This is a genomic window from Paraburkholderia tuberum STM678, assembly GCF_902833905.1.
In the GTDB taxonomy this organism is placed as follows: Bacteria; Pseudomonadota; Gammaproteobacteria; order Burkholderiales; family Burkholderiaceae; genus Paraburkholderia; species Paraburkholderia tuberum.
The window spans coordinates 243005-261168 of record NZ_CADFGP010000003.1 but is presented as its reverse complement, the minus strand read 5'-3'; the positions used below and the strand labels follow the sequence as shown (position 1 = coordinate 261168).

General features: G+C 64.4%; 15 protein-coding genes and 4 pseudogenes. 11 read left to right on the top strand and 8 right to left on the bottom strand.

Going from position 1 to position 18164, the window contains the following annotated elements:
- Positions 1 to 13: 13 nt before the first annotated feature.
- Positions 14 to 1099, bottom strand: a complete 1086-nt coding sequence (locus HWY30_RS04000) for an IS630 family transposase (RefSeq protein WP_090811495.1) — start codon at positions 1097 to 1099, stop codon at positions 14 to 16.
- Between the two features lie 71 nt (positions 1100 to 1170).
- Between HWY30_RS04000 and HWY30_RS03995 the strand changes: the two are divergent.
- The 5 genes and pseudogenes from HWY30_RS03995 to HWY30_RS03970 form a co-directional block, all read left to right on the top strand.
- Positions 1171 to 2136, top strand: a pseudogene (locus HWY30_RS03995) (tannase/feruloyl esterase family alpha/beta hydrolase); the annotation flags it as partial.
- A 282-nt stretch (positions 2137 to 2418) separates the two neighbouring features.
- Positions 2419 to 2871, top strand: a pseudogene (locus HWY30_RS03985) (sulfite exporter TauE/SafE family protein); the annotation flags it as partial.
- 44 nt (positions 2872 to 2915) lie between these two features.
- Positions 2916 to 3347, top strand: a complete 432-nt coding sequence (locus HWY30_RS03980) for a YeeE/YedE family protein (RefSeq protein WP_090811497.1) — start codon at positions 2916 to 2918, stop codon at positions 3345 to 3347.
- A gap of 1 nt (position 3348) precedes the next feature.
- On the top strand, positions 3349 to 3786 hold the full coding sequence (locus HWY30_RS03975) for a YeeE/YedE family protein (RefSeq protein ID WP_090811498.1): 438 nt from the start codon (positions 3349 to 3351) through the stop codon (positions 3784 to 3786).
- A gap of 63 nt (positions 3787 to 3849) precedes the next feature.
- On the top strand, positions 3850 to 4380 hold the full coding sequence (locus tag HWY30_RS03970) for a cytochrome b (RefSeq protein WP_090811500.1): 531 nt from the start codon (positions 3850 to 3852) through the stop codon (positions 4378 to 4380).
- A 204-nt stretch (positions 4381 to 4584) separates the two neighbouring features.
- Here the strand turns inward: HWY30_RS03970 and HWY30_RS03965 are convergent, their stop codons facing one another.
- Positions 4585 to 6618 (bottom strand): glycoside hydrolase family 28 protein, encoded by a 2034-nt coding sequence (locus HWY30_RS03965; RefSeq protein WP_090811502.1) that lies wholly within the window; start codon positions 6616 to 6618, stop codon positions 4585 to 4587.
- 442 nt (positions 6619 to 7060) lie between these two features.
- Between HWY30_RS03965 and HWY30_RS03960 the strand changes: the two genes are divergently transcribed.
- Entirely contained in the window at positions 7061 to 8755 is a 1695-nt protein-coding gene (locus tag HWY30_RS03960; RefSeq protein WP_090811940.1) for a ShlB/FhaC/HecB family hemolysin secretion/activation protein, read from the top strand.
- A gap of 61 nt (positions 8756 to 8816) precedes the next feature.
- On the opposite strand, the gene HWY30_RS03955 is transcribed toward HWY30_RS03960, so the two are convergent.
- The 3 genes from HWY30_RS03955 to HWY30_RS03945 form a co-directional block, all read right to left on the bottom strand.
- A complete protein-coding gene (locus tag HWY30_RS03955; RefSeq protein WP_090811504.1) occupies positions 8817 to 9494 on the bottom strand; it encodes a phosphoribosyltransferase in 678 nt (225 codons plus the stop codon).
- Positions 9495 to 9863: 369 nt separating this feature from the next.
- Entirely contained in the window at positions 9864 to 10142 is a 279-nt protein-coding gene (locus HWY30_RS41420; RefSeq protein WP_244144775.1) for a BON domain-containing protein, read from the bottom strand.
- 145 nt (positions 10143 to 10287) lie between these two features.
- A complete protein-coding gene (locus HWY30_RS03945; RefSeq protein WP_090811942.1) occupies positions 10288 to 11238 on the bottom strand; it encodes an acetyltransferase in 951 nt (316 codons plus the stop codon).
- 174 nt (positions 11239 to 11412) lie between these two features.
- On the opposite strand from HWY30_RS03945, the gene HWY30_RS03940 reads away from it, so the two are divergent.
- Positions 11413 to 11721, top strand: coding sequence for a hypothetical protein (locus tag HWY30_RS03940; protein WP_176078841.1), 309 nt, complete (start codon positions 11413 to 11415; stop codon positions 11719 to 11721).
- Positions 11718 to 13379, top strand: a complete 1662-nt coding sequence (locus HWY30_RS03935; protein ID WP_090811944.1) for a bifunctional aminoglycoside phosphotransferase/ATP-binding protein — start codon at positions 11718 to 11720, stop codon at positions 13377 to 13379. The genes HWY30_RS03940 and HWY30_RS03935 overlap by 4 nt, the downstream gene beginning before the upstream one ends.
- A 111-nt stretch (positions 13380 to 13490) precedes the next feature.
- Here HWY30_RS03935 and HWY30_RS03930 read toward each other — a convergent pair whose 3' ends face one another.
- The 3 genes from HWY30_RS03930 to HWY30_RS03920 form a co-directional block, all read right to left on the bottom strand.
- On the bottom strand, positions 13491 to 13661 hold the full coding sequence (locus HWY30_RS03930) for a hypothetical protein (protein ID WP_167368802.1): 171 nt from the start codon (positions 13659 to 13661) through the stop codon (positions 13491 to 13493).
- A 109-nt stretch (positions 13662 to 13770) separates the two neighbouring features.
- Positions 13771 to 14676 carry a F0F1 ATP synthase subunit gamma gene (locus tag HWY30_RS03925; protein WP_090811945.1) on the bottom strand — a complete coding sequence of 302 codons (906 nt, stop codon included), beginning with the start codon at positions 14674 to 14676 and terminating at the stop codon, positions 13771 to 13773.
- Positions 14677 to 15017: 341 nt separating this feature from the next.
- A complete protein-coding gene (locus HWY30_RS03920) occupies positions 15018 to 15545 on the bottom strand; it encodes a flavodoxin family protein (RefSeq protein WP_090811509.1) in 528 nt (175 codons plus the stop codon).
- A gap of 368 nt (positions 15546 to 15913) precedes the next feature.
- On the opposite strand from HWY30_RS03920, the pseudogene HWY30_RS03915 reads away from it, so the two are divergent.
- From HWY30_RS03915 to HWY30_RS03905, 3 genes and pseudogenes are all read left to right on the top strand, one after another.
- Positions 15914 to 16168, top strand: a pseudogene (locus tag HWY30_RS03915) (universal stress protein); the annotation flags it as partial.
- Positions 16169 to 16177: 9 nt separating this feature from the next.
- A pseudogene (locus tag HWY30_RS03910) lies at positions 16178 to 16990 on the top strand (universal stress protein).
- A 441-nt stretch (positions 16991 to 17431) separates the two neighbouring features.
- Positions 17432 to 18079, top strand: a complete 648-nt coding sequence (locus tag HWY30_RS03905) for a response regulator (protein ID WP_090811511.1) — start codon at positions 17432 to 17434, stop codon at positions 18077 to 18079.
- The last annotated feature ends 85 nt before the right edge of the window (positions 18080 to 18164 follow it).

The window sequence follows — 18164 nt, the reverse complement described above, 5'->3', positions numbered from 1 at the left end:
CTAGTGGTCTGCGTCAAACGGATTGCATCTTATTCAGCTTGGTGCGGGCACGCGTGACTTTCGCCAGAATGTCGGAAGCTTTAGCGGTCCAGATGAAGGGTTTTGGATCACCATTGTGCTTTTCAATGTACTGCTCGATCGTGCTGACCAACTCGGGTACCGAGCGAAAGGCTGACCGCCGTAGCTGGTTCTCGGACAGATCACGAAAGAAGCGTTCGACCATATTGAGCCAGGAAGCGCTGGTGGGCGTGAAATGCATGTGAAATCGTGGGTGCTTGGCCAGCCACGCCTTCACCTCGGGATGCTTATGAGTGGCGTAGTTGTCGGCAATCAAATGTAGTTCCTTACCCTTGGGGGTGCTGCGATCGATCTTGCGCAGGAAGCCCAGCCATTCTTGATGACGATGCTTCGTCTGGCACTGGCCAATGATGCTGCCATCGAGCGTGTTCATCGCGGCGAACAACGTCGTCACACCATTGCGCTTGTAATCGTGCGTCATCGTCTGACCTCGACCTCGCTTCATCGGCAAGCCAGGCTGGGTCCGGTCCAGAGCCTGAATCTGGGACTTCTCGTCACAACTGAACACCAGTGCGTGCTCAGGTGGATCGAGATAAAGGCCGACGATGTCCTCCAGCTTCTCGGCAAAGTGCTTGTCGTTCGAGACTTTGAAGGTTTCTATCCGATGCGGCTTGAGTCCATGCGCCTGCCAGATGCGCCTCACGCTCGCCTCGCTGACGCCGGCCACTGCCGCCATGCTGCGCGTACTCCAATGCGTCGCGTTATCGGGACGCTGCTGCGTGGTCATCGCCACGATGGCCTTGACCTTGCGCGCAGAGATCTTCGGCTTGCGCCCGGGTCGCGTCTCGTCCCGCTCGATCCCCGCCACACCGTCCGCGATGAAGCGCGCTCGCCAGCGCGCCACCGTGCCTCGCCAGATACCCAACTGCACACCGATCTCTTTGTCTGTGTGGCCCAGTGCCGCGAGCAATATCATCTTGGCACGCTCGGCCAGTCGTACCGGAACCCTCCGCCCAGCCGCCCACGTTTCCAATTGTTTGCGCTGGCCTTCGCTCAGCTCAACTTTTGCCGCGATTCTCATGGGTTCTCCCTCATCACCTGGAAGGAGACTCGCAAATCGCGATTAAGTTGCATTATTTACGACGCACTACACTAGCTACCGTCGCGATCGCCAAAACGTCGTCCGGAATTGCCGATATCACCACCGGCTTGACGACTGCTGAAAGGCAGCTCATCGCGTCGAAGATCATCGCGAAGTGCGATTCGCTGGATGGTGTAGCGGACGGGATGGTGCAAGACATCAAAGCGTGCCAGGCGAACTTCGACCTGGCCACGGACGTACCGACATGTTCGAGCAATGGGCGCGACGGCACCTGTCTTACGGCGGCTCAAAAGCAAGCCGTTGGAAATATTTTTTCTGGGGCGAAAAATAGCGCGGGCACTGCGCTCTATGCGAGCTTTCCGTATGACGTCGGTGTCAACGGATCAGGCTGGGCCGCGTGGAAGCAAGGCAATTCGATCAGCCTTGACCCGGCCGCGGCGGCCTTCGTATTTACGTCGCCGCCGCAGAGCGCTTCGCTGCTCAGCTCCATCAGCGCCTACGCTCTGAACTTCAACATGGACAGTGACGCGCCGAAGATCTTCGCAACGAGCGGTGTCTATTCCGAGTCTTCGTGGTCATTCATGACCCCGCCGAACGAGACTGATTTGAGCGGTCTGAGGAGCCGGGGCGCGAAGTTGATCGTCTATCACGGGACGAGCGATCCAGTGTTCTCGTCGAACGATACGACCGACTGGTATCAGCGCTTGTCCACGGCTAGTGGCGGTGACGCGAGCAATTTCGCCCGGCTCTTCACGGTAGCAGGGATGAACCACTGCAGCGGCGGTCCGACGGCCGATCAGTTCGACATGCTGACGCCTATGGTGGCATGGGTCGAGCAAGGGCAAGCGCCGAACCGGGTCATCGCAACGGCTCGCGACACGACCAACGCGATTCCGAATAGCGAGGTGCCGACTAGCTGGGGTGCCGGGCGCACGCGTCCGCTCTGCGCGTATCCGAAGGTGGCCCGCTATACCAGCGGAGACGTGAACTCGGCAAGCAGTTTCACTTGCAGCTAAGCCGCTGACCGTGCGAGGGGGGAGCGCCATCGCGTCCGCGGAAATCGACGCTTTATGCGACGATCCGGCGCGCGCCGACGCAATGCGCAGCAGGATCGAATCCGCGAGCAGCGCGATGTCGTCGACACGCTCGCGCACCGCGGGCAAATGAATCGGAAACGCACTGATCCGGAAATACAGATCGGCACGGAACTGGCCGTCCGCGACCATCCGCTCGAGCGGCTTGTGCGTGGCCGCGACGAGCCGGACACGCGCCTGAAGGTGCCCGTTTCGATCAGCCGCCGCCGGCGCGCGTCGCGCGAGGCACAATCGTCAATCTGCGTCGCGCATGTCGACCCGGCGACCGGCCGCTTTCGCTGGACCTGGCCGACCGCAGCCGCGCTCGCGGCCACCGGTTCGCTGACGGGATTGATGACGGGGATGCTCGGTGTCGGCGGCGGCTTCATCATCGTGCCGATGATGCGCAAGCTGACGGACGTGTCGATGCACGGTATCGTCGCGACTTCGCTGATGGTGATCGCACTCGTCGATAGTGGCGGCGTTCTCGCGACGGCCACGCACGGCGCAACGCTTCCACTCGAAGTCGCGTTGTGGTTCACTGGCGCCACCGCCGCCGGTATGCTCAGCGGACGGCTTGCATCGCATCACATCGCCGCGCGTCAGGTGCAACTGGGCTTTGCGAGCATCCTCGTCTGCGTGGCGCTCGGCCTGCTGGTCAAAGCGGCACTGATGTAAGCGCTGCCGCTTCCCTCCAACCCACACGACAGTCAACCTGAACGATGATCGATCTCGACCATTTCACCCCGCTCGCGTCCCTGTGCGGAGGCCTGCTGATCGGCGCCGTGGCTGCGGCGATGGTGCTTTTGCTGGGCCGCATCGCCGGAATCAGCGGGATAGTCGGCGGCCTGCTGCGCTGGACCAGGCAAGACGGCGCATGGCGCGTCGCCTTCGTTGCCGGGCTGGTCGCTGCCGCGGTAATCGCGCGCGCGGTCGGTGCGCCCGTCGCGATCACCGTCGACGCGTCGTGGCCGGCCGTGATCGCGGCCGGCTTTCTGGTCGGCATCGGCACCCGCTATGGCAGCGGTTGCACGAGCGGACACGGCGTGTGTGGCATTTCACGCGGCGCCACGCGCTCGCTCGTAGCGACGGCGACGTTCATGGCGGCCGGCTTCGTCACCGTCTATATCATGCGACATCTTCTCGGAGCTTAGGATGGCAACAGTCGTTTCATTCGTATGCGGGCTGCTGTTCGGCTTCGGCCTGCTGTTGTCGGGCATGGCCAACCCCGCCAAAGTGCTGGGCTTTCTCGATTTCGCAGGACGCTGGGACCCGTCGCTCGCGTTCGTGATGATCGGCGCGGTGGCTGTCGCAGCAATCGGCTTCGCGATCGCGAAGCGCCGCGGCAAGTCGCTGCTCGGATTGCCGATGCAAATTCCCGCGTCAACGCCCGTCACGCGAAGGCTGATGGCGGGCAGCCTCGCGTTCGGCGTCGGTTGGGGAATTGCAGGGTTCTGTCCCGGCCCGGCGCTCGTCGCGCTCGGACTCGGGTCGGTGAAAGCGTGGGTGTTCGTGGCGGCGATGATCGCGGGAATGGCCGTCTTCGAGTGGTTGGAACGGCGCAGACAGGCGGCCTTGGCGACTGCCCCTTAACCTGGCCTTAAGGCGCGGCCGTGTACGATCTGTTTCGACTGAATCCAACTCACAGGCTCCCCTATGCAAGTCTCCACTGAACACCGCTATGACATCGTCGCACGTTTGTTCCATTGGCTCGTCGTCGCGCTGGTTGCCGCGCAGTTCGTGATCGGCTGGACGATGGCCGACGTGCACCGCGATACCGTGCCGGACGGCGAAATCGCCTGGCACCTTGGCGTCGGCACCGCACTGCTCGCAGCGATGGTGTTACGGGTGCTGTGGCGCGTGACTCATCGGTCGCCGCCGGACAACCTGCCGCCGCTGTTTCGCGCCGCTTCGAAGCTCACGCACCTCGCGCTGTATGTGCTGCTCGTGCTGGTGCCGCTGCTCGGCTGGATCAACGCTTCGTCGCGCACGTGGACGGTCCGCCTCGCCGGACTTGCCTCGTTGCCCTCACTGTCGGCACCGGGTTCGTCATTCGGACATGCGATGGGCGATGTTCACGGCGTCCTCGCCTGGGTGCTGTTCGGCGTGATCTGCCTGCATATCGCAGCGGCGATGTTTCATCAGTTCGTCGCCGGCGACCGCGTTCTGCAGCGCATGAAGATCTAGCGCGACACATATCGCCCAAGCTGGAACGACTTGATTTCCGCCATGTCTTGAGTGACGACATAAGGTCCGAATATTCCGGCCTACGCGGCGAGCCTGATGAGCGAGCTGCAAAGTGGCTCGTCTTGAGAGCCCCCCGCGCGACGACTTCACTCTAGCTGTGCGACGCCAAAGAGCGGCGCCTCGCCGCTCTTTGGTGCGTCGTATTTAACGCGGATCCGACAGCGTCTGATTCAGCGTCTGCCCAGCGATGATCACGTTCTGCAACGTAATGTCGTGCACGTTGTAGAGGTAGATCGGACCCGGCGTGCTGGCGCTCGCGGGGCCTGCGGCCACAGGCGTGCCGAAGTCGCAGTTGGAAATCGTCACTCCCGTGATTGCCGGTACGCTCGGCGCAGGCGCCGGACCGTTGTAGTCGAACGCAACTGGACCTTGCGCAACGATGGCCTGGAAACAGGAGCCGATTGTACTGCCCAATGTCACGTTCGAAGCATTGACGTTCGTGATGTTGACGTTGTCAATGAGCGCGGGGCGTGTGCGAATCGCATCGGCGGCAGGCTGGTAATCGCAATCGAACGTGATCAGGCCGCCTTGAGACGCGGACGGGTTGGCGGCTGTTGCGGTGGCCACACCGATGGGCACCGTGCCGTTGATCGGACTGCCCGTCAGCATCTTGCTGCCGTAGCCTCCACCCGTCAGGCTCACGCCGTGCGGGAGCGTGACGCCGTTCACGTAGAAGTTCTTGACGTAGCCTCCACGGTTCATGTTCGTCTTGATACGGATCGCGATGTTCAGCGAATTCGTTGCCCAGAACTGATTGAGCATGGTCAGATTGCGCGCGTAGATGTTCTGCACGCCGCCACCCATCTCGCTGCCGAGCGTAATGCCGCCGTGACCGCTATTCATCATGCAGTTCTGGATCACATGGTTCTGCGCGGGTCCGTACTCCGTGTCGAGATCCTTGCCTGACTTGATCGCGATGCAGTCGTCGCCGGTGTTGAACGTTACGCTGTCGCACAGCACCGTGTTGCAGGCGTCGGGGTCGAAGCCGTCGTTGTTCGGTCCGATACTGTCGGCTGTCACGCCACGGATCACGACGTTCGTGCAGTCCGTCGGATGATGCTGCCAGAACGGCGTATTGTTGGTTCGGTAGTTTTCCATCAGCACGTTCGTGCAACCGATGAACTCGACCATACACGGCCGCAGATAGTGGCCGAGACCAAAGATTCGCTGCGCGACCGGCACGCCCGCTTCGGAGAGCGCCGGCAGGTAGTTCTGGTCTTGCTGCCACGGCGTAGCCGGATTGGTCAATAGCGTGTAGAGCGAGGCCGAAATGGTGGGGGCGACCACCATCAGATCGACGTTATTCGGATTCGTATAGGCCTGGGATGGCGTGGTCGACCCCGCGCAGCCGTATGCGCCGCTGGAACCCTTGTAGGTCCACCAGCAAGTGCTGGTGTTTCCGCTTCCGGCGAACGGCGTCATCGCCTGACCGTTCAGCACCGAGGTCGGGCCTTCGCCAGTCACCCCGATATTGTTCGCATTTCGCGCGTACACGGGCGAGCCGAAGTTCAGGCAGTCGTTCGCCTGCCAGCGGCTGTAGTAAAGGTTGCCGTTGGCGCCGCAGTTGACCGGACCGTCCTTCGCATAGTCGGCGGGATTCGGGCTGAAATAGATCGTGCAGTTCGCGCTCAGGTGGAAGTTGACGTTGCTCTGCAGCACGATGGGACCCGCGCAATACCACGTGCCCGCCGGCACCACGACCCGGCCGCCACCGGCTGCACTGCAGGCCGCGATTGCCGCGAGGAAAGCGGGACGTGAATCGAACGATCCCGGTGCGTTGGTCGCGCCCGCCCCCGTACTCAGGGGCGATGAACTGCCGGTGTAGGGGTTGGCCTGGGCAATGACCGCGCACGGTTGCGCACCGTACTGTTCGACCTGGAAATCGACGGCCGGGAACGCGCTCTGCGTGATTTTCTGCAGCGCATTAATGATGTTCGTCGCTGAGCCGTTGGGACCCCAGATCGGGTCGGCCGCAGCCGTTGACGGCGTGCTTCCCGTCGCTGGCGTGGAACTACTGCTTCCGCCTGCCGCGGCAGCGGAAACTCCGCCGCCGCAAGCCTGCAGGAGTGCGCTGCCGGCGAGCGCGCCTCCGAGGCCAATGAAGCCACGGCGCGAAATGCGCAAGGTGTCGCCCGTTGCGGGCGCATTTTTATCAAGATCGCACGACAGCTTGGACATGGAGTCCCCTCCGGACAAATAGTTGTAGGCGCACGAGAGAATCGTCATCGCGCATGTTGTATGACAAGTCTAGAAGAGTAAAGACAAGACGCGGGTCAGTACACACGGTGGAAACCCTTACTAAATGTTTCCTCGACAGCATTCGCGAGGAGTGAAGAGGGTTCGGGTCGCTTTTGGAAACTCGCGCAGGCGCTTCGACTAGAATAATTTCGACGTGCGGCTCCGGATTCGATGCACCACACCCGTTAATAGGTATCGCCATGAACGACGGAAGGCTCGTACTGCATGCGCGACATCGGGTTGAGGGCGGCGGCCTGCTGGTCGCCGCAGCCTGCGGCCAGCCTGCCAATAGGCACAGCGCTTTGCATATAAGCGATCGATGAAATCGCGATCCGCCGCCTGCACTGCTGTCCTGACGATCGCAACGTGCATTGCGGGCATCATGCAGACCTCACCAGTAGCGGCACAGGCATGGCGCGACCTCGCGCCGCAACCCGCACCGCAGGCGCCGCGAAGCGCGTCGTCACCCTCCTCCCCGGAAGCGCAGGCCGAGTCCGCACGGATCGCTGTCGAGCGGCTTGCCGGGGTCGTCTTCGAACCAGCCGGCGCGTCCGCGGCGGCATCGCCGAGGCAGCAAGGTCGTATCGTCGCGCAAGGATTGCCCGTACTCGACGCCGCCTTCCTGCAGAGCTTCGCCACGGACCTCGACAAGCCGCTGACCTTCGGCCGCCTCGCCGAGATACGCCGCGCCGTGGTCGCGCGTTATCGGGCGGCGGGAAAGCCGCTCGTCGACGTCTACGTGCCGGAACAGGACGTGAGCTCGGGTGTCGTGCGTATCGCCATTGCCGAATTCAGACTGGGTCGGGTTCATGCCAGCGGCAACACCTACTTTTCGAGCAGGCTTCTCGAACGTGAAATGCCGCTCGAGCCCGGCGGACCGATCCTGCAATCGGCGGTCTCGAAGGGACTTGCGGTGCTCAACGCGAATCCTTATCGACGGGTCGATGCTGTTTTTGCGCCCGGTGAGGCCGCCGACACGACCGACGTCGTGTTGCAAACCGAAGACCGGCTGCCGCTTCGCGTAAGCGCGGGTTACGACAATGAAGGCGTGCCGGAGCTCGGCCGTGATCGGTTCTTTGCAGGCATAGGCTACGGCAACCTGCTTGGTCTCGATCAGCAGATCGCCTATCAATTCACGGCCAGCAACGATTTTTTCAGCGGCAATCCGAATATCGAAGGCCGCCCGAACCGCGCCCGCTTCACCGCGCACGCGCTGAACTACACGGCGCCGCTGCCTTGGCTCGACAGTATCGAGTTGTTCGGCGTCTACGCGCAGAGCACGCCACGGTTGCCCGACACGTATGGGCAAACGGGCATTTCTGCGCAGCTCAGCTTTCGCTACGACTTGCGTCTGCCGACCATCACGGACACGACACAGTTGATCCAGATCGGATACGACTTCAAGCGCAGCAACAACGATCTGGAATTTGGCGGCTCCCAGGTTTTCAACTCGAATACGCACATACATCAGTTCGTGTTGTCTTACGATATCAGCAAACCGACCGAGGCTGGCACGGCGCACGCCGCGGCGACACTCGTCGCCAGTCCGGGCGGACTGGATGGCAACAATCAGGATTCGGCATTTAACGCCGCGCGGCAGGGCGCGACGGCCCGCTACGTCTATATGCAGTTGACAGCGTCTCGTGCCACCGCGCTTGGGGCTGGCTTCACGCTGATCACGAACGGAACGTTCCAGTGGACGCCGAACACGTTATTACCGAGCGAGGAGATGGGGCTCGGCGGGGAGTCCAGTGTGCGAGGCTACGACCCATACGTCACGCTGGGCGATCGCGGCTGGAACATTCAGACCGAGGTGCGCACGCCTGCGATCTCGCTCGGCGCGAGCAACGCAGTCGTGCAACCCTTTGTGTTTTTCGATGCGGGCCGCGTATGGAGCACGATCGACCAGCCAGCCGAAAATAACCCCGGTCTGCTCGCGGGCGTCGGCGCGGGCGTGCGCGTCCAATGGTCGAGATTCGTGGATTTGCGCTGCACCTATGGCGCGCCATTACGCTCGGCGACACCTAACGGTTCGAAGGCGCCGATCGTGCTCTTGTACGTGTCGGTCGGAACGTGAGCCGTCGATAGATGCCCCATGTTCGACACGGCCCGCCGCCGTGTCTGCCTTCATTGCGCCGTCAGCCGGCCGAGTCCGAGCCCTGCTCGGGCTCCCAACCGCGCGCGGCGGCGAGACAGGCGCGGACTTCCTCATCGGTCGTCTGGTCGAAATTCACATAGAACCCGCCGATCCCCATCAACCAATCCGGCTGCAGCACGCTCACGAACGCGTGCGCGATTCCTTCGAATGCCGTGCACGCATCGGATTGCGACACCGGGACCGCCACCACGATCCGAGCGGGATGTCTGCTGCGGAGCGCGTCGAGCGCCGCATGCATCGATGCCCCCGTCGCGATGCCGTCGTCGACCACGATCACCGTCTTGCCCTGTACTGGCACCGGCGGGCATTCCCCACGGTACGCCAGTTCCCTGCGCGCGAGTTCGGCTGTTTCGCGCGCGATCACGTCGGCCAATTGGGCGTCACTGATTTGCAGTTCGCGAAGCACCGACCTTTCCAGATGAAGGGCGCCCCCCGTCGCGATGGCGCCCATCGCCAGTTCCTCGTCTTGCGGCGCCCCAAGCTTTCTGACGACGAGAACGTCGAGCTTCGCATGCAATGCCCGTGCGACTTCGAACGCGACAGGAACGCCGCCGCGCGGCAGAGCCAGCACCACCAGATCGCCGCGACCCTGATACTCGCGCAGTGCGTGGGCCAGTTGTCTGCCAGCGTCGGCGCGGTCGCGAAACAGGTTGCCCATCGCTTTTCCTCCCGCAACGTCGGTGCGCGTTGCCAGAGCCACTATGCCATCAATCGGCCGCATCAAGCGTCCTCCTGAACGGAGAAGTTTTCACGGGTCTCGCCGGCGATGCCGATACCCCACCGCTTCCGAAGCACGTGCCCGAGAACCCCGGGGCGCCATCCGACGAAAACCCCGACACGAATGCGAACTCGTCGTTGACCGTGATCAGAAAATCACGGTGGTAGCGCGATGGCGCGAAGATCGTCATCGAGCGGAAGAACTGCGACGTCTGGAACGGACGGTCGAGGTCCAGGCACTGCGTCGGGACCATGGCGCGGCACGGCGTGCAGGGCATGCCGAAATGACCGCGATTTGCCGCGCCCCTGTTCACATAGGCGTGAACGCGACCGAATATTCCAGATGATCCTTTACGCCTTTTACCCCTGGCACCCGCGCGGCGGCGGCGAGGATCGCCTGACGTTCTTCCTCGGAGCGCACCGCTCCCCAGCAATGAGCGACGCCGTCCGTGACGATCAGGCCGTCGTCGACCAGTCGTTGCAACGCGTCGATTTCGCCGTGCCATGCGCCTATCGCAAAGATCCGGCCACTCGTGATTAGCCCCGGGTTCGAGTACAGCCCAATGATCGATGCGTAGCGGCGGACCACCGTTGATTTGCATCAAGCATCAAGGCCGCCCTCCGCTGTCCAGGCGACGGTGACGGCGTCCATGTCGATGCGCCATCTGGGGAATTCGCACTGCCGACTGCGATGCGGCGGTGAATTACCGGTCACCCGCTCCACGAACGTCGCGTCAAAACGCAACGCTGAACGCTGTCACGAATTCGTCGAGCCGCGCGCGATCGAGCCCGTCGATACCGGCGGCAGCGACCCTGCCGTTTCCTCCGAACTTCCTGCAAAGGACGTCGGCGCCTCGCGGACAATCGAGCGGAGCCCGTACGCTCGCCGTGTATCGGCCATCGGCGCCGGCCGTCAGGACCGCGTGCGCTCGCGCCGGGTCGCGTCGCGCGACGAGATTGGCGAAATCACCTCGCACGCGCCGCGCCCACGCCGCGTCGGGAAGAATGTGCAGCGTTCCATTGGCGAGCCGCCGCGTTACCGCGAGTCCCAAGGCCAGTTCGAGGTCTTCCGTTCGTCGCGCCTGCAATTCGGGCAGCACGCCGGTCGACGCAATGAACTCGAGGGGGTCCGAATAGGGTTGAATGGCGCGATACATCTCGACAGGATCGACGGCAAGATCGACGACGCTGTCCCCGTAGGCGTTGTAGTTGATCGCTTCGCCGAGTTCGCGCAGTTTGCGCTCATCGGACGAGTTCACCGCGCACGCACTGGCGGCCCGATGCGCTGCCCGATGCAGGTTGTCGCCATAGGCCGCGACCGCCGCCCATCGCGTGTACCGGCCTTGAAGATGGCGGTCCACGATCAGCGCAGTGCACCTATCCGGTGACGTATCGATATGCGTCGTCAGCAGCGCGTGTGCGGGGATGGGACCGGCGAAATGATGATCGAAATAGTCGATCTTTACACCAAGATCCAGCAACGCGATGAGTGGCTCGCGGTTCGAGTCGAGCGAAATATCCAGCACGGTCACGCTGTCGCCCGGCTGCGCGTTCGCGCGTTGCAGAAGCATTATCTCGCGCTTGGCTCCCGTGATCAGGATGGTGTCGGCAGGCTCGGCGAGCCGCAACTGATGCAGCGCGCAGATGCCGTCGGCATCGCCATTGAAAATATCGAATCGCTTCATCCGCTGCTCCACCGGCGCGTTGCTGCCACGATCGCACGCGGCTTGACTGCGGTCAATCGGTGACCCACGCTCCATTTCGTATGGAAGCGTACAGGCAGTTGCCGAGCGACTGGCGATGCCCGGCTACCGCCTCGTTGATACAGATCAAGCCGGTTACCATACCCGATGGCTTAAATGAGTAGACGATTCCGGCTCGCGCGCAAGGCGGGCGCCGGCCGTCCCATCACGCGGAGGTCAACCGTGCCGAATGAGACGCTCGTGCTTCACCATGAGGCCCGGCAATGGCTGCTCGATGGCATCAATGCGCTCGCCGAGGCCGTCAAGGTCATGCCTGGTTTCGGCGGCCGCAGCGTGATCGTCGAACGCGCGCCCGGCGTGCCGCTCGTCGCGAATTCCGGCCCGGTTGTCGCGGGCTCGGTCGACTTGAGCGGTCGCCACGGAGAAATGGGCGCGCAGCTGCCCGCGAGGTGGAGTCCGGCATGAGTTCGCCACGAAGCCGCAAGCTTTCTTCACCACGCGCCAATGCAGGCATGCGCGGCAGCCAGCATCTCGCCAACCGGGTCCGCGCCGCGCGCCGCAGCGTGCGCGGACTCGACGCGACGCTGCGCAGGCCGGGCACGTACCGTCATCCAGCGGGCAGGATCGTCCGGGTCGAAACGCACATATCCGTCGTGTATCTCGCCGGGCGCTTCGCGTACAAGATCATCAAACCCGTCGCCCCGGGTTTCGCGGACTTCACCGCCACCGCGACCCGCAAGCGCTGCTGCGAAGCCCAGCTCCGTCTGAACCGGCCACTCGCGCAAGGTATTTACGCCGGCGTGCTGCCGATTGCGCGCCACGCCGGCGTGCTGACACTCGGGGACGGCGGCGTGACAGTCGATCACGCGGTCAAGATGCGCCGCTTCGACGAGGCGATGCTCTTTTCGAGTCTCGCGGCGAAGGGAGCACTGACGCCGCGCGACATCGACGGCGCGGCGAAGCGGCTCGCCGACTATCACCTGAGGGCGCCCCGCAACGCGCCGTCGTCGCGCTACGGCAGCGCCACGCTGGTGCGAACGCAGATCGAAACGATCAACGCGGCGCTGCTGGCCAATTGCAGCCATCCCGCGCTGCCCGGCATTGCCGCGTGGTGCGCGCGACAGCTCGACCAACTCGCGCCGCTGATCGGGCGGCGCCGCGCCGAGGGTTTCGTGCGGGGCTGCCATGGCGATCTGCATCTGGACAACGTGGTTCGCTGGTGCGGCGCAATCGCGATGTTCGACTGTATCGACTTCGACGATGCGCTACGCTGGATCGACGTCGCAGCGGACGTCGCGTTTCTCGTGATGGACCTGTGCGCGCGAGCGGAGCCCCATCTGGCCAATCGACTGTTGAACCGTTGGCTCGAAACGTCGGGCGATTATGCGGCGCTGTCGCTGATGCCTTTGTACGTCGCCTATCGCGCGCTGGTGCGGGCGTGGGTCGCGTGCCTGAAAGCGGGATACGTAGCGGGCCGCAGCGTCGCCATCCCGGATCCGGCCGTGCGCTACCTCGAGGTGGCACGGGCGCAAACGCAGAAGCCGGGAGCCGTTTTGCTGCTGTGTCATGGCTACTCCGGTTCGGGGAAATCGGTCGCGAGCCGGGCCCTTGCGGACCTGTGCGGCGCGGTGCGAGTGTCGAGCGATGCCGAACGCAAGCGTCCGCGGCCGGCGCCCGACGCGCAAACCTCGCTTGGCGCCGAACACTACACGCCAGCTGCACGTCACGCGATCTACGACCACCTTCTTCGACTCGCGCACCGCGTGCTGCAAAGCGGCCACAGCGCGATCGTCGACGCGACCTTTCTCGAGTTCCGTCACCGCGACACGTTTTTCGCGCTCGCCCAACGGCTTGGCGTACCGGCTCGCATTCTCGACTTTCGTGCCGAACCAACGGTGCTCGCGCAACGCATCGAAGCGCGCCGGCATGGTCCGCGCGATCTATCCGACGCCGACACCGCGACGCTCGCGCGTCAACTCGCGAGCGCCGACGCACTGACGCCGGCGGAACAGGCGCTGACCTTGTCATTCGACACCGCGGTACCGATGGCGGCGTTCGACTCCCCCGCGTTCTGGCGACCCGTGCTTGCACTGATGCAGTCAGCGCCGTTTGCGACCCGCTGATCGTGTTCCGACGCGAAGCGGGGTCATTGATCTGCGCGCGTGATCGAGGTCGCGTCCGCGTCGACCACGGCTGGCCGATGCTTCACCAGATCCGTTGATACCGGTGGGCGCTTAGAAGTAGCGCGCGCTCATTGCCGGTGCCTGTTCAACGGGCGGAAACACGTCCCACGAACCCTTGCCGTGCCGGAAAAATACGATCGTCAGCGGTCTCGAAGAAATCGCGCCTTCGAGCCAGACATACCGCTCGACCAGTGCGTGCAGCGGGATGATGGTGTCGTTCATTGCCGCCTCCCTGGACTCGCCGACCTTGGCGCCGGACATCGCGGTGTGTCGTCGAATCTATTATCGGCAACGGCTGGCGTTATCTAAATCAGCGACGGCGGAAACGGGGTTAGTCCGTCGTCGCCGGTCGTAGGAATCGGCTGACCCCAGCCGACGTAGCCGGCGGCACGCAGGCGCCCGTCGCGGCCAGTTCGGCGATTTCGGCGGTGATCTCGTCCTGCCGGACGATCCGATAGTCGCGCGTGAGTTCCTGCAGCCGGTCCTTCACATGACGGCTCGCCGCCAGCATCGCCCCGACGCGCGCCGCGCTTTCCGCCGCGAATGACTGCATCAGGCCTTCGCACAGTTCGAGGTACACGTAGCGCTCGGTGAGGCCCCTCAGCAAGCCGTCGAGCGGCAGGTTCAAAAGCGGCGCCTGCCCGCGCGACGCCACCCGGAAGCGCGTGAAATCGAACGGCACCAGCCGCCGCGTCACGATGCGCTCGTCGAGTCCGGGGCCGGGCGTCGCGTGCACGAGCCACACCTGCGACGACGCCTGATCGCGAAAGCGCGCGAACACCGCGTCCGCGAGCTGACTGGCCACGCGCATCACGTCCTCCGCGTGCGAGGCCATTCCCACGGACCAGCCGTAATGCAATGCGCGTTCCTGGGCGAGCATCACGCCGCGCGTGCCGACGATGAAAATCTCGCCCGGCTCGTCCGCCTTCAATCGTTCGACGCGCGCCAGCAGATGCTCGTTGAAGCCGCCGACGAAACCCTGCTCGGTGCATAGCACGATGATGATGCGCGCGGCGTGTTCCGGCGGCGCGGATGCCGCCGGGTCGGCCGACGGCGCCGCCGCCAGCACCATCCCGATCGCCTCGCCGACGGTCGCCGCCGTCGAGCGGATGCCCGCGAGCCGCGCCTGCGCCTCGCGCTCGCGCGCGGCGGCGATGCCGCGCATCGCGCCAATCACCGTTTCGAGTTGCCGCGCCGAAGCGGTGCGGCTTTCGATCTCACTGAGCTTGCTGCTCATCGGGACTCCCTGCTGCTTGCGCCGCGCGCGCACGTTCGTGCATCGCGCGCTCGACGAGCGGCTCCGCAACTCCCTCACGATAGCGGCCCGCCCAGCATGCAAGCTGATCCATCGCCTTCGCGCGCGAGCGCTATGACGAAGCGGCACGGCGCTACGACGCGGCGCGTCACCGTTTCCCTTTCGACCTCGCGAATGTCATTCGTCCGGAGCTCGACAAGCCGGCTTTCACGGTACCGGACGCAACGCCGGTGCACCGTCATCCACGCACCGACTTCGGCGCGTTGCGCGGTTCGCTGCGGGTTTAGTTGCATCCTTCCCGACCGCGCGTGCGACCGCCCGCGCTACACCAGCCACTCCGTCTCCCGCCGCGCCGCCATTCTTTGCCTGATCTTCTGCGCGAACGCGTCGCGTTTGTCGGCGTCCCTGCGGCGGTACAGATCGCTGCCGCTGATCACGCAGGCCGCAAGCGGCGTCTTGCCCGCCGCCTCCGACATCTGCTTCAGCGCCGTTCCGCTGCCGCGCGCGCCCTCGCAGCAGAACAGCGCCAGGTGACGGATCTGTCCTCCGTTCGATTCCAGCCACGCCCGAACCGGCGCGCACGCGCCGCCCGCCCAGACGGGCGCGCCGACGACGACCAGGTCGTACGCGGCGACGTCGAGCAGCGCCGGCATTACGGCGGCGCGCCGATGGCACAGCGCATCGATCACCGATCTGACGTAGCCGCGTGCGCCATCACGCGATCCTGGCCCGGCGCGTTCGCGGATCGGTTCGATGTCGGCGTCGAGTTCGGACGCGAGCAGTTCGGCGACACGTCGCGTGGTGCCGGTTCGCGAGTAGTAAACGATCAGAATCCTGCAACGCTCGGTCATGTTCCTTCTCCAGCAGCAGACACTGGGCGCTCCGTCCGCCAATTGGGCGTCACTCGTTGCGTGCGCGAAGCGCGCACGCCGAGCCGGGGTGTGAACGCAGCCCGGATTAACCGGAACATTCCCTGGCCGTGATCGTTGCCCTCCACAGACGGCACGCAACTGCAGGCACCGCTACGGCGCGACGTCCGCTGCTATCACTGTATTTGCGCGCAGCCGGCAGCGCTTGACCTACATCAACTGGCGTGCGGCATCGGCGCGCTTGATCTGCGTCAATAGTCGCGCCGGGCCGGCCCATAGATTCCATTTGACAACGGGCTTACGCCGGTGTCCCCACGTTCCGTCACGGCGCTTTGGCGATGAGCTACAAGCCACGCACGGTGGAAGCCTCGACACCTGGCGAAGACGTCGCGAAGCGCATCGTCGCGGCGGCGCTCGAATGGCACGCCGACGCGATTGTGATGGGCACGCACGGCCGCCGTGGTGTTCAACGACTGGTGCTCGGCAGCGTCGCCGAGCACGTGCTGCGCAGTGCCCGCTGCCCGGTTCTGACGATTCCGGCCCATGCAGGCGTCGAACCAGTCGACCATTCCGTCCCGGCCTCAGCCGAAAAGGAACTGACATGAGCTAAGACCCTGCTCGTTCACATCGACGACAGCCGCCGCTGCGACACTCGCGTCGCGCTCGCGCTCGATCTTGCGTAGCGTTGGGATGTACACCTGATCGGTCTGTATGTCGTGTGCGAGGGCCTCGCGAAACCGCTGTTCGGCACTGACGACGGTTTCGTTGCCCAACGCGCCGCACTGGCGACCGATCGCCGTGAGACGGCGCGGCATGCATTTCTCGCCGCGGCCGAGCGCGCCGGCCGCGCAGCGCAATGGCGCGCGCCGGAGGGCTCCCCCGTCGCCGTGACGACGCTTCACGCGCGGCACGCCGACCTGCTGGTGCTCGGCCAGCCCGACCCGCGAGATCCCGCCAGCTACGTCGACCGGCATTTCGTCGGCGAGGTCGTGCTCGGCGCGGGGCGTCCCGCGCTCGTGATCCCGCGCGCGGGCGCCGTGCCGACGCGCGGCGAGAACGTGCTGATCGCGTGGGACGGCAGCCGCGAAGCCTCGCGAGCGATCGCCGACGCGATGCCGCTGCTCGAACGGGCGCGCTTCGTTGGCGTCGCCGTCGTCGAGCCCACGCACGACCATGAAGCGGGACCCAGCGCGATCGACGTCGCGGCATGGCTCGAAGCGCACGGCGTGCGCGCGTCGTTCTCGACGACGCCGCGCCTCGGCATCGCCGGCACGGGCGCGACGCTGCTGAACCGGGTGTCGGATCTACATGCCGATCTGCTCGTGATGGGCGCGTATGGCCATTCGCGTGCGCGTGAGCGCGTGTGGGGCGGCGTTACGCGAACGATGCTCGAATCGATGACGGTGCCCGTGCTAATGGCGCATTGACAGGACGCCGTGCCGAACGAACGCTGCTGCGCGGCGTGGGGCGGTACACGCCGCGCACCTGCGCGCCGCGCATCAACTCCCGCGCCGCCTCGGTCCGCTCAATGCGAACCATTCGCGGCGAAACGCGACACCGTCCTTCCGCCTCGTTCAGGAAGCGCTGAATAAAGTCGCCGCCAGGCGAAGGCGAAACACGGCCGAAGTGACATCTCACACAAACGGCCCGACTGCCCGCCACGGATAGCGGATAATAGATCGTGAACGAGACGCCGATCGCGAGACGGTTTGAGCCAGCGGTCACGAAATACCGTTCGGATTGATCGGCGTGCGCGAACACGCGCCCATGCTCGGCGACTCCATCCAGATCGATACAGCGCAAAGCGCCGATTTCGCGATTGCGGTCAGGTTTCCCTGGCAATGGATGCAACCGGGAGAGATCACCCCATGATCAAGGTGTTGCTGGCCGACGACCACACGCTCGTGCGCGACGGACTGCGCCATATCCTGCAGCAGGCGAGCGGCTTCGAAGTGGCCGGCGAAGCTTGCGACAGCGCGACGACGATCGCGCTGATTCGCGCGACGCAGGCCCACGTGCTCGTGCTCGACCTGTCGATGCCGGGGCGCAATGGCATTGAACTGATCAAGCAGATCAAGGAGGAAAAACCCGGCCTGCGGATTCTGGTGCTGACGATGCACGCCGAGCAGCAATACGCGGTGCGCGCGTTCAAGGCGGGCGCGTCCGGCTATCTGACCAAGGAAAGCGCGAGCGCGGAACTGGTCGGCGCGGTGACGAAAGTCGCGTCAGGGGGCGTTTATGTCAGCCTCGCGATGGCCGAACGCTTTGCCCAGAACCTGAACGAGCCTGCCGACGCGCTGCCGCACCAGCGGCTGTCCGATCGCGAATTCGACGTGTTCCGGCGCCTGGTCGAAGGCGAGAGCATCACCGAGATCGCCAACGAACTATGCGTCAGCGTGAAGACGATCAGCACGCACAAGACGCGCATCCTCGAAAAAATGCAGATGCCGAACGAGAACGGACTGGTTCGCTATGCGATCCGCCATAAGCTGTTCGACGACGGAAACGACCTGTAGCGCTTCTGCGCTGCGAGACCCGCTCAAAGCGTACGCGAGACATCTGAAACGTCGACCTGCCACAAACCTGCCACGGTACCCGGCG

Coding starts and splice junctions, on each gene's coding strand:
- HWY30_RS04000 (WP_090811495.1), bottom strand. CDS start 1,099: ATGAGAATCGCGGCAAAAGTTGAGCTGAGCGAAGGCCAGCGCAAACAA.
- HWY30_RS03980 (WP_090811497.1), top strand. CDS start 2,916: ATGATCGATCTCGACCATTTCACCCCGCTCGCGTCCCTGTGCGGAGGC.
- HWY30_RS03975 (WP_090811498.1), top strand. CDS start 3,349: ATGGCAACAGTCGTTTCATTCGTATGCGGGCTGCTGTTCGGCTTCGGC.
- HWY30_RS03970 (WP_090811500.1), top strand. CDS start 3,850: ATGCAAGTCTCCACTGAACACCGCTATGACATCGTCGCACGTTTGTTC.
- HWY30_RS03965 (WP_090811502.1), bottom strand. CDS start 6,618: ATGTCCAAGCTGTCGTGCGATCTTGATAAAAATGCGCCCGCAACGGGC.
- HWY30_RS03960 (WP_090811940.1), top strand. CDS start 7,061: ATGCAGACCTCACCAGTAGCGGCACAGGCATGGCGCGACCTCGCGCCG.
- HWY30_RS03955 (WP_090811504.1), bottom strand. CDS start 9,494: ATGGGCAACCTGTTTCGCGACCGCGCCGACGCTGGCAGACAACTGGCC.
- HWY30_RS03945 (WP_090811942.1), bottom strand. CDS start 11,238: ATGAAGCGATTCGATATTTTCAATGGCGATGCCGACGGCATCTGCGCG.
- HWY30_RS03940 (WP_176078841.1), top strand. CDS start 11,413: ATGAGTAGACGATTCCGGCTCGCGCGCAAGGCGGGCGCCGGCCGTCCC.
- HWY30_RS03935 (WP_090811944.1), top strand. CDS start 11,718: ATGAGTTCGCCACGAAGCCGCAAGCTTTCTTCACCACGCGCCAATGCA.
- HWY30_RS03930 (WP_167368802.1), bottom strand. CDS start 13,661: ATGAACGACACCATCATCCCGCTGCACGCACTGGTCGAGCGGTATGTC.
- HWY30_RS03925 (WP_090811945.1), bottom strand. CDS start 14,676: ATGAGCAGCAAGCTCAGTGAGATCGAAAGCCGCACCGCTTCGGCGCGG.
- HWY30_RS03920 (WP_090811509.1), bottom strand. CDS start 15,545: ATGACCGAGCGTTGCAGGATTCTGATCGTTTACTACTCGCGAACCGGC.
- HWY30_RS03905 (WP_090811511.1), top strand. CDS start 17,432: ATGATCAAGGTGTTGCTGGCCGACGACCACACGCTCGTGCGCGACGGA.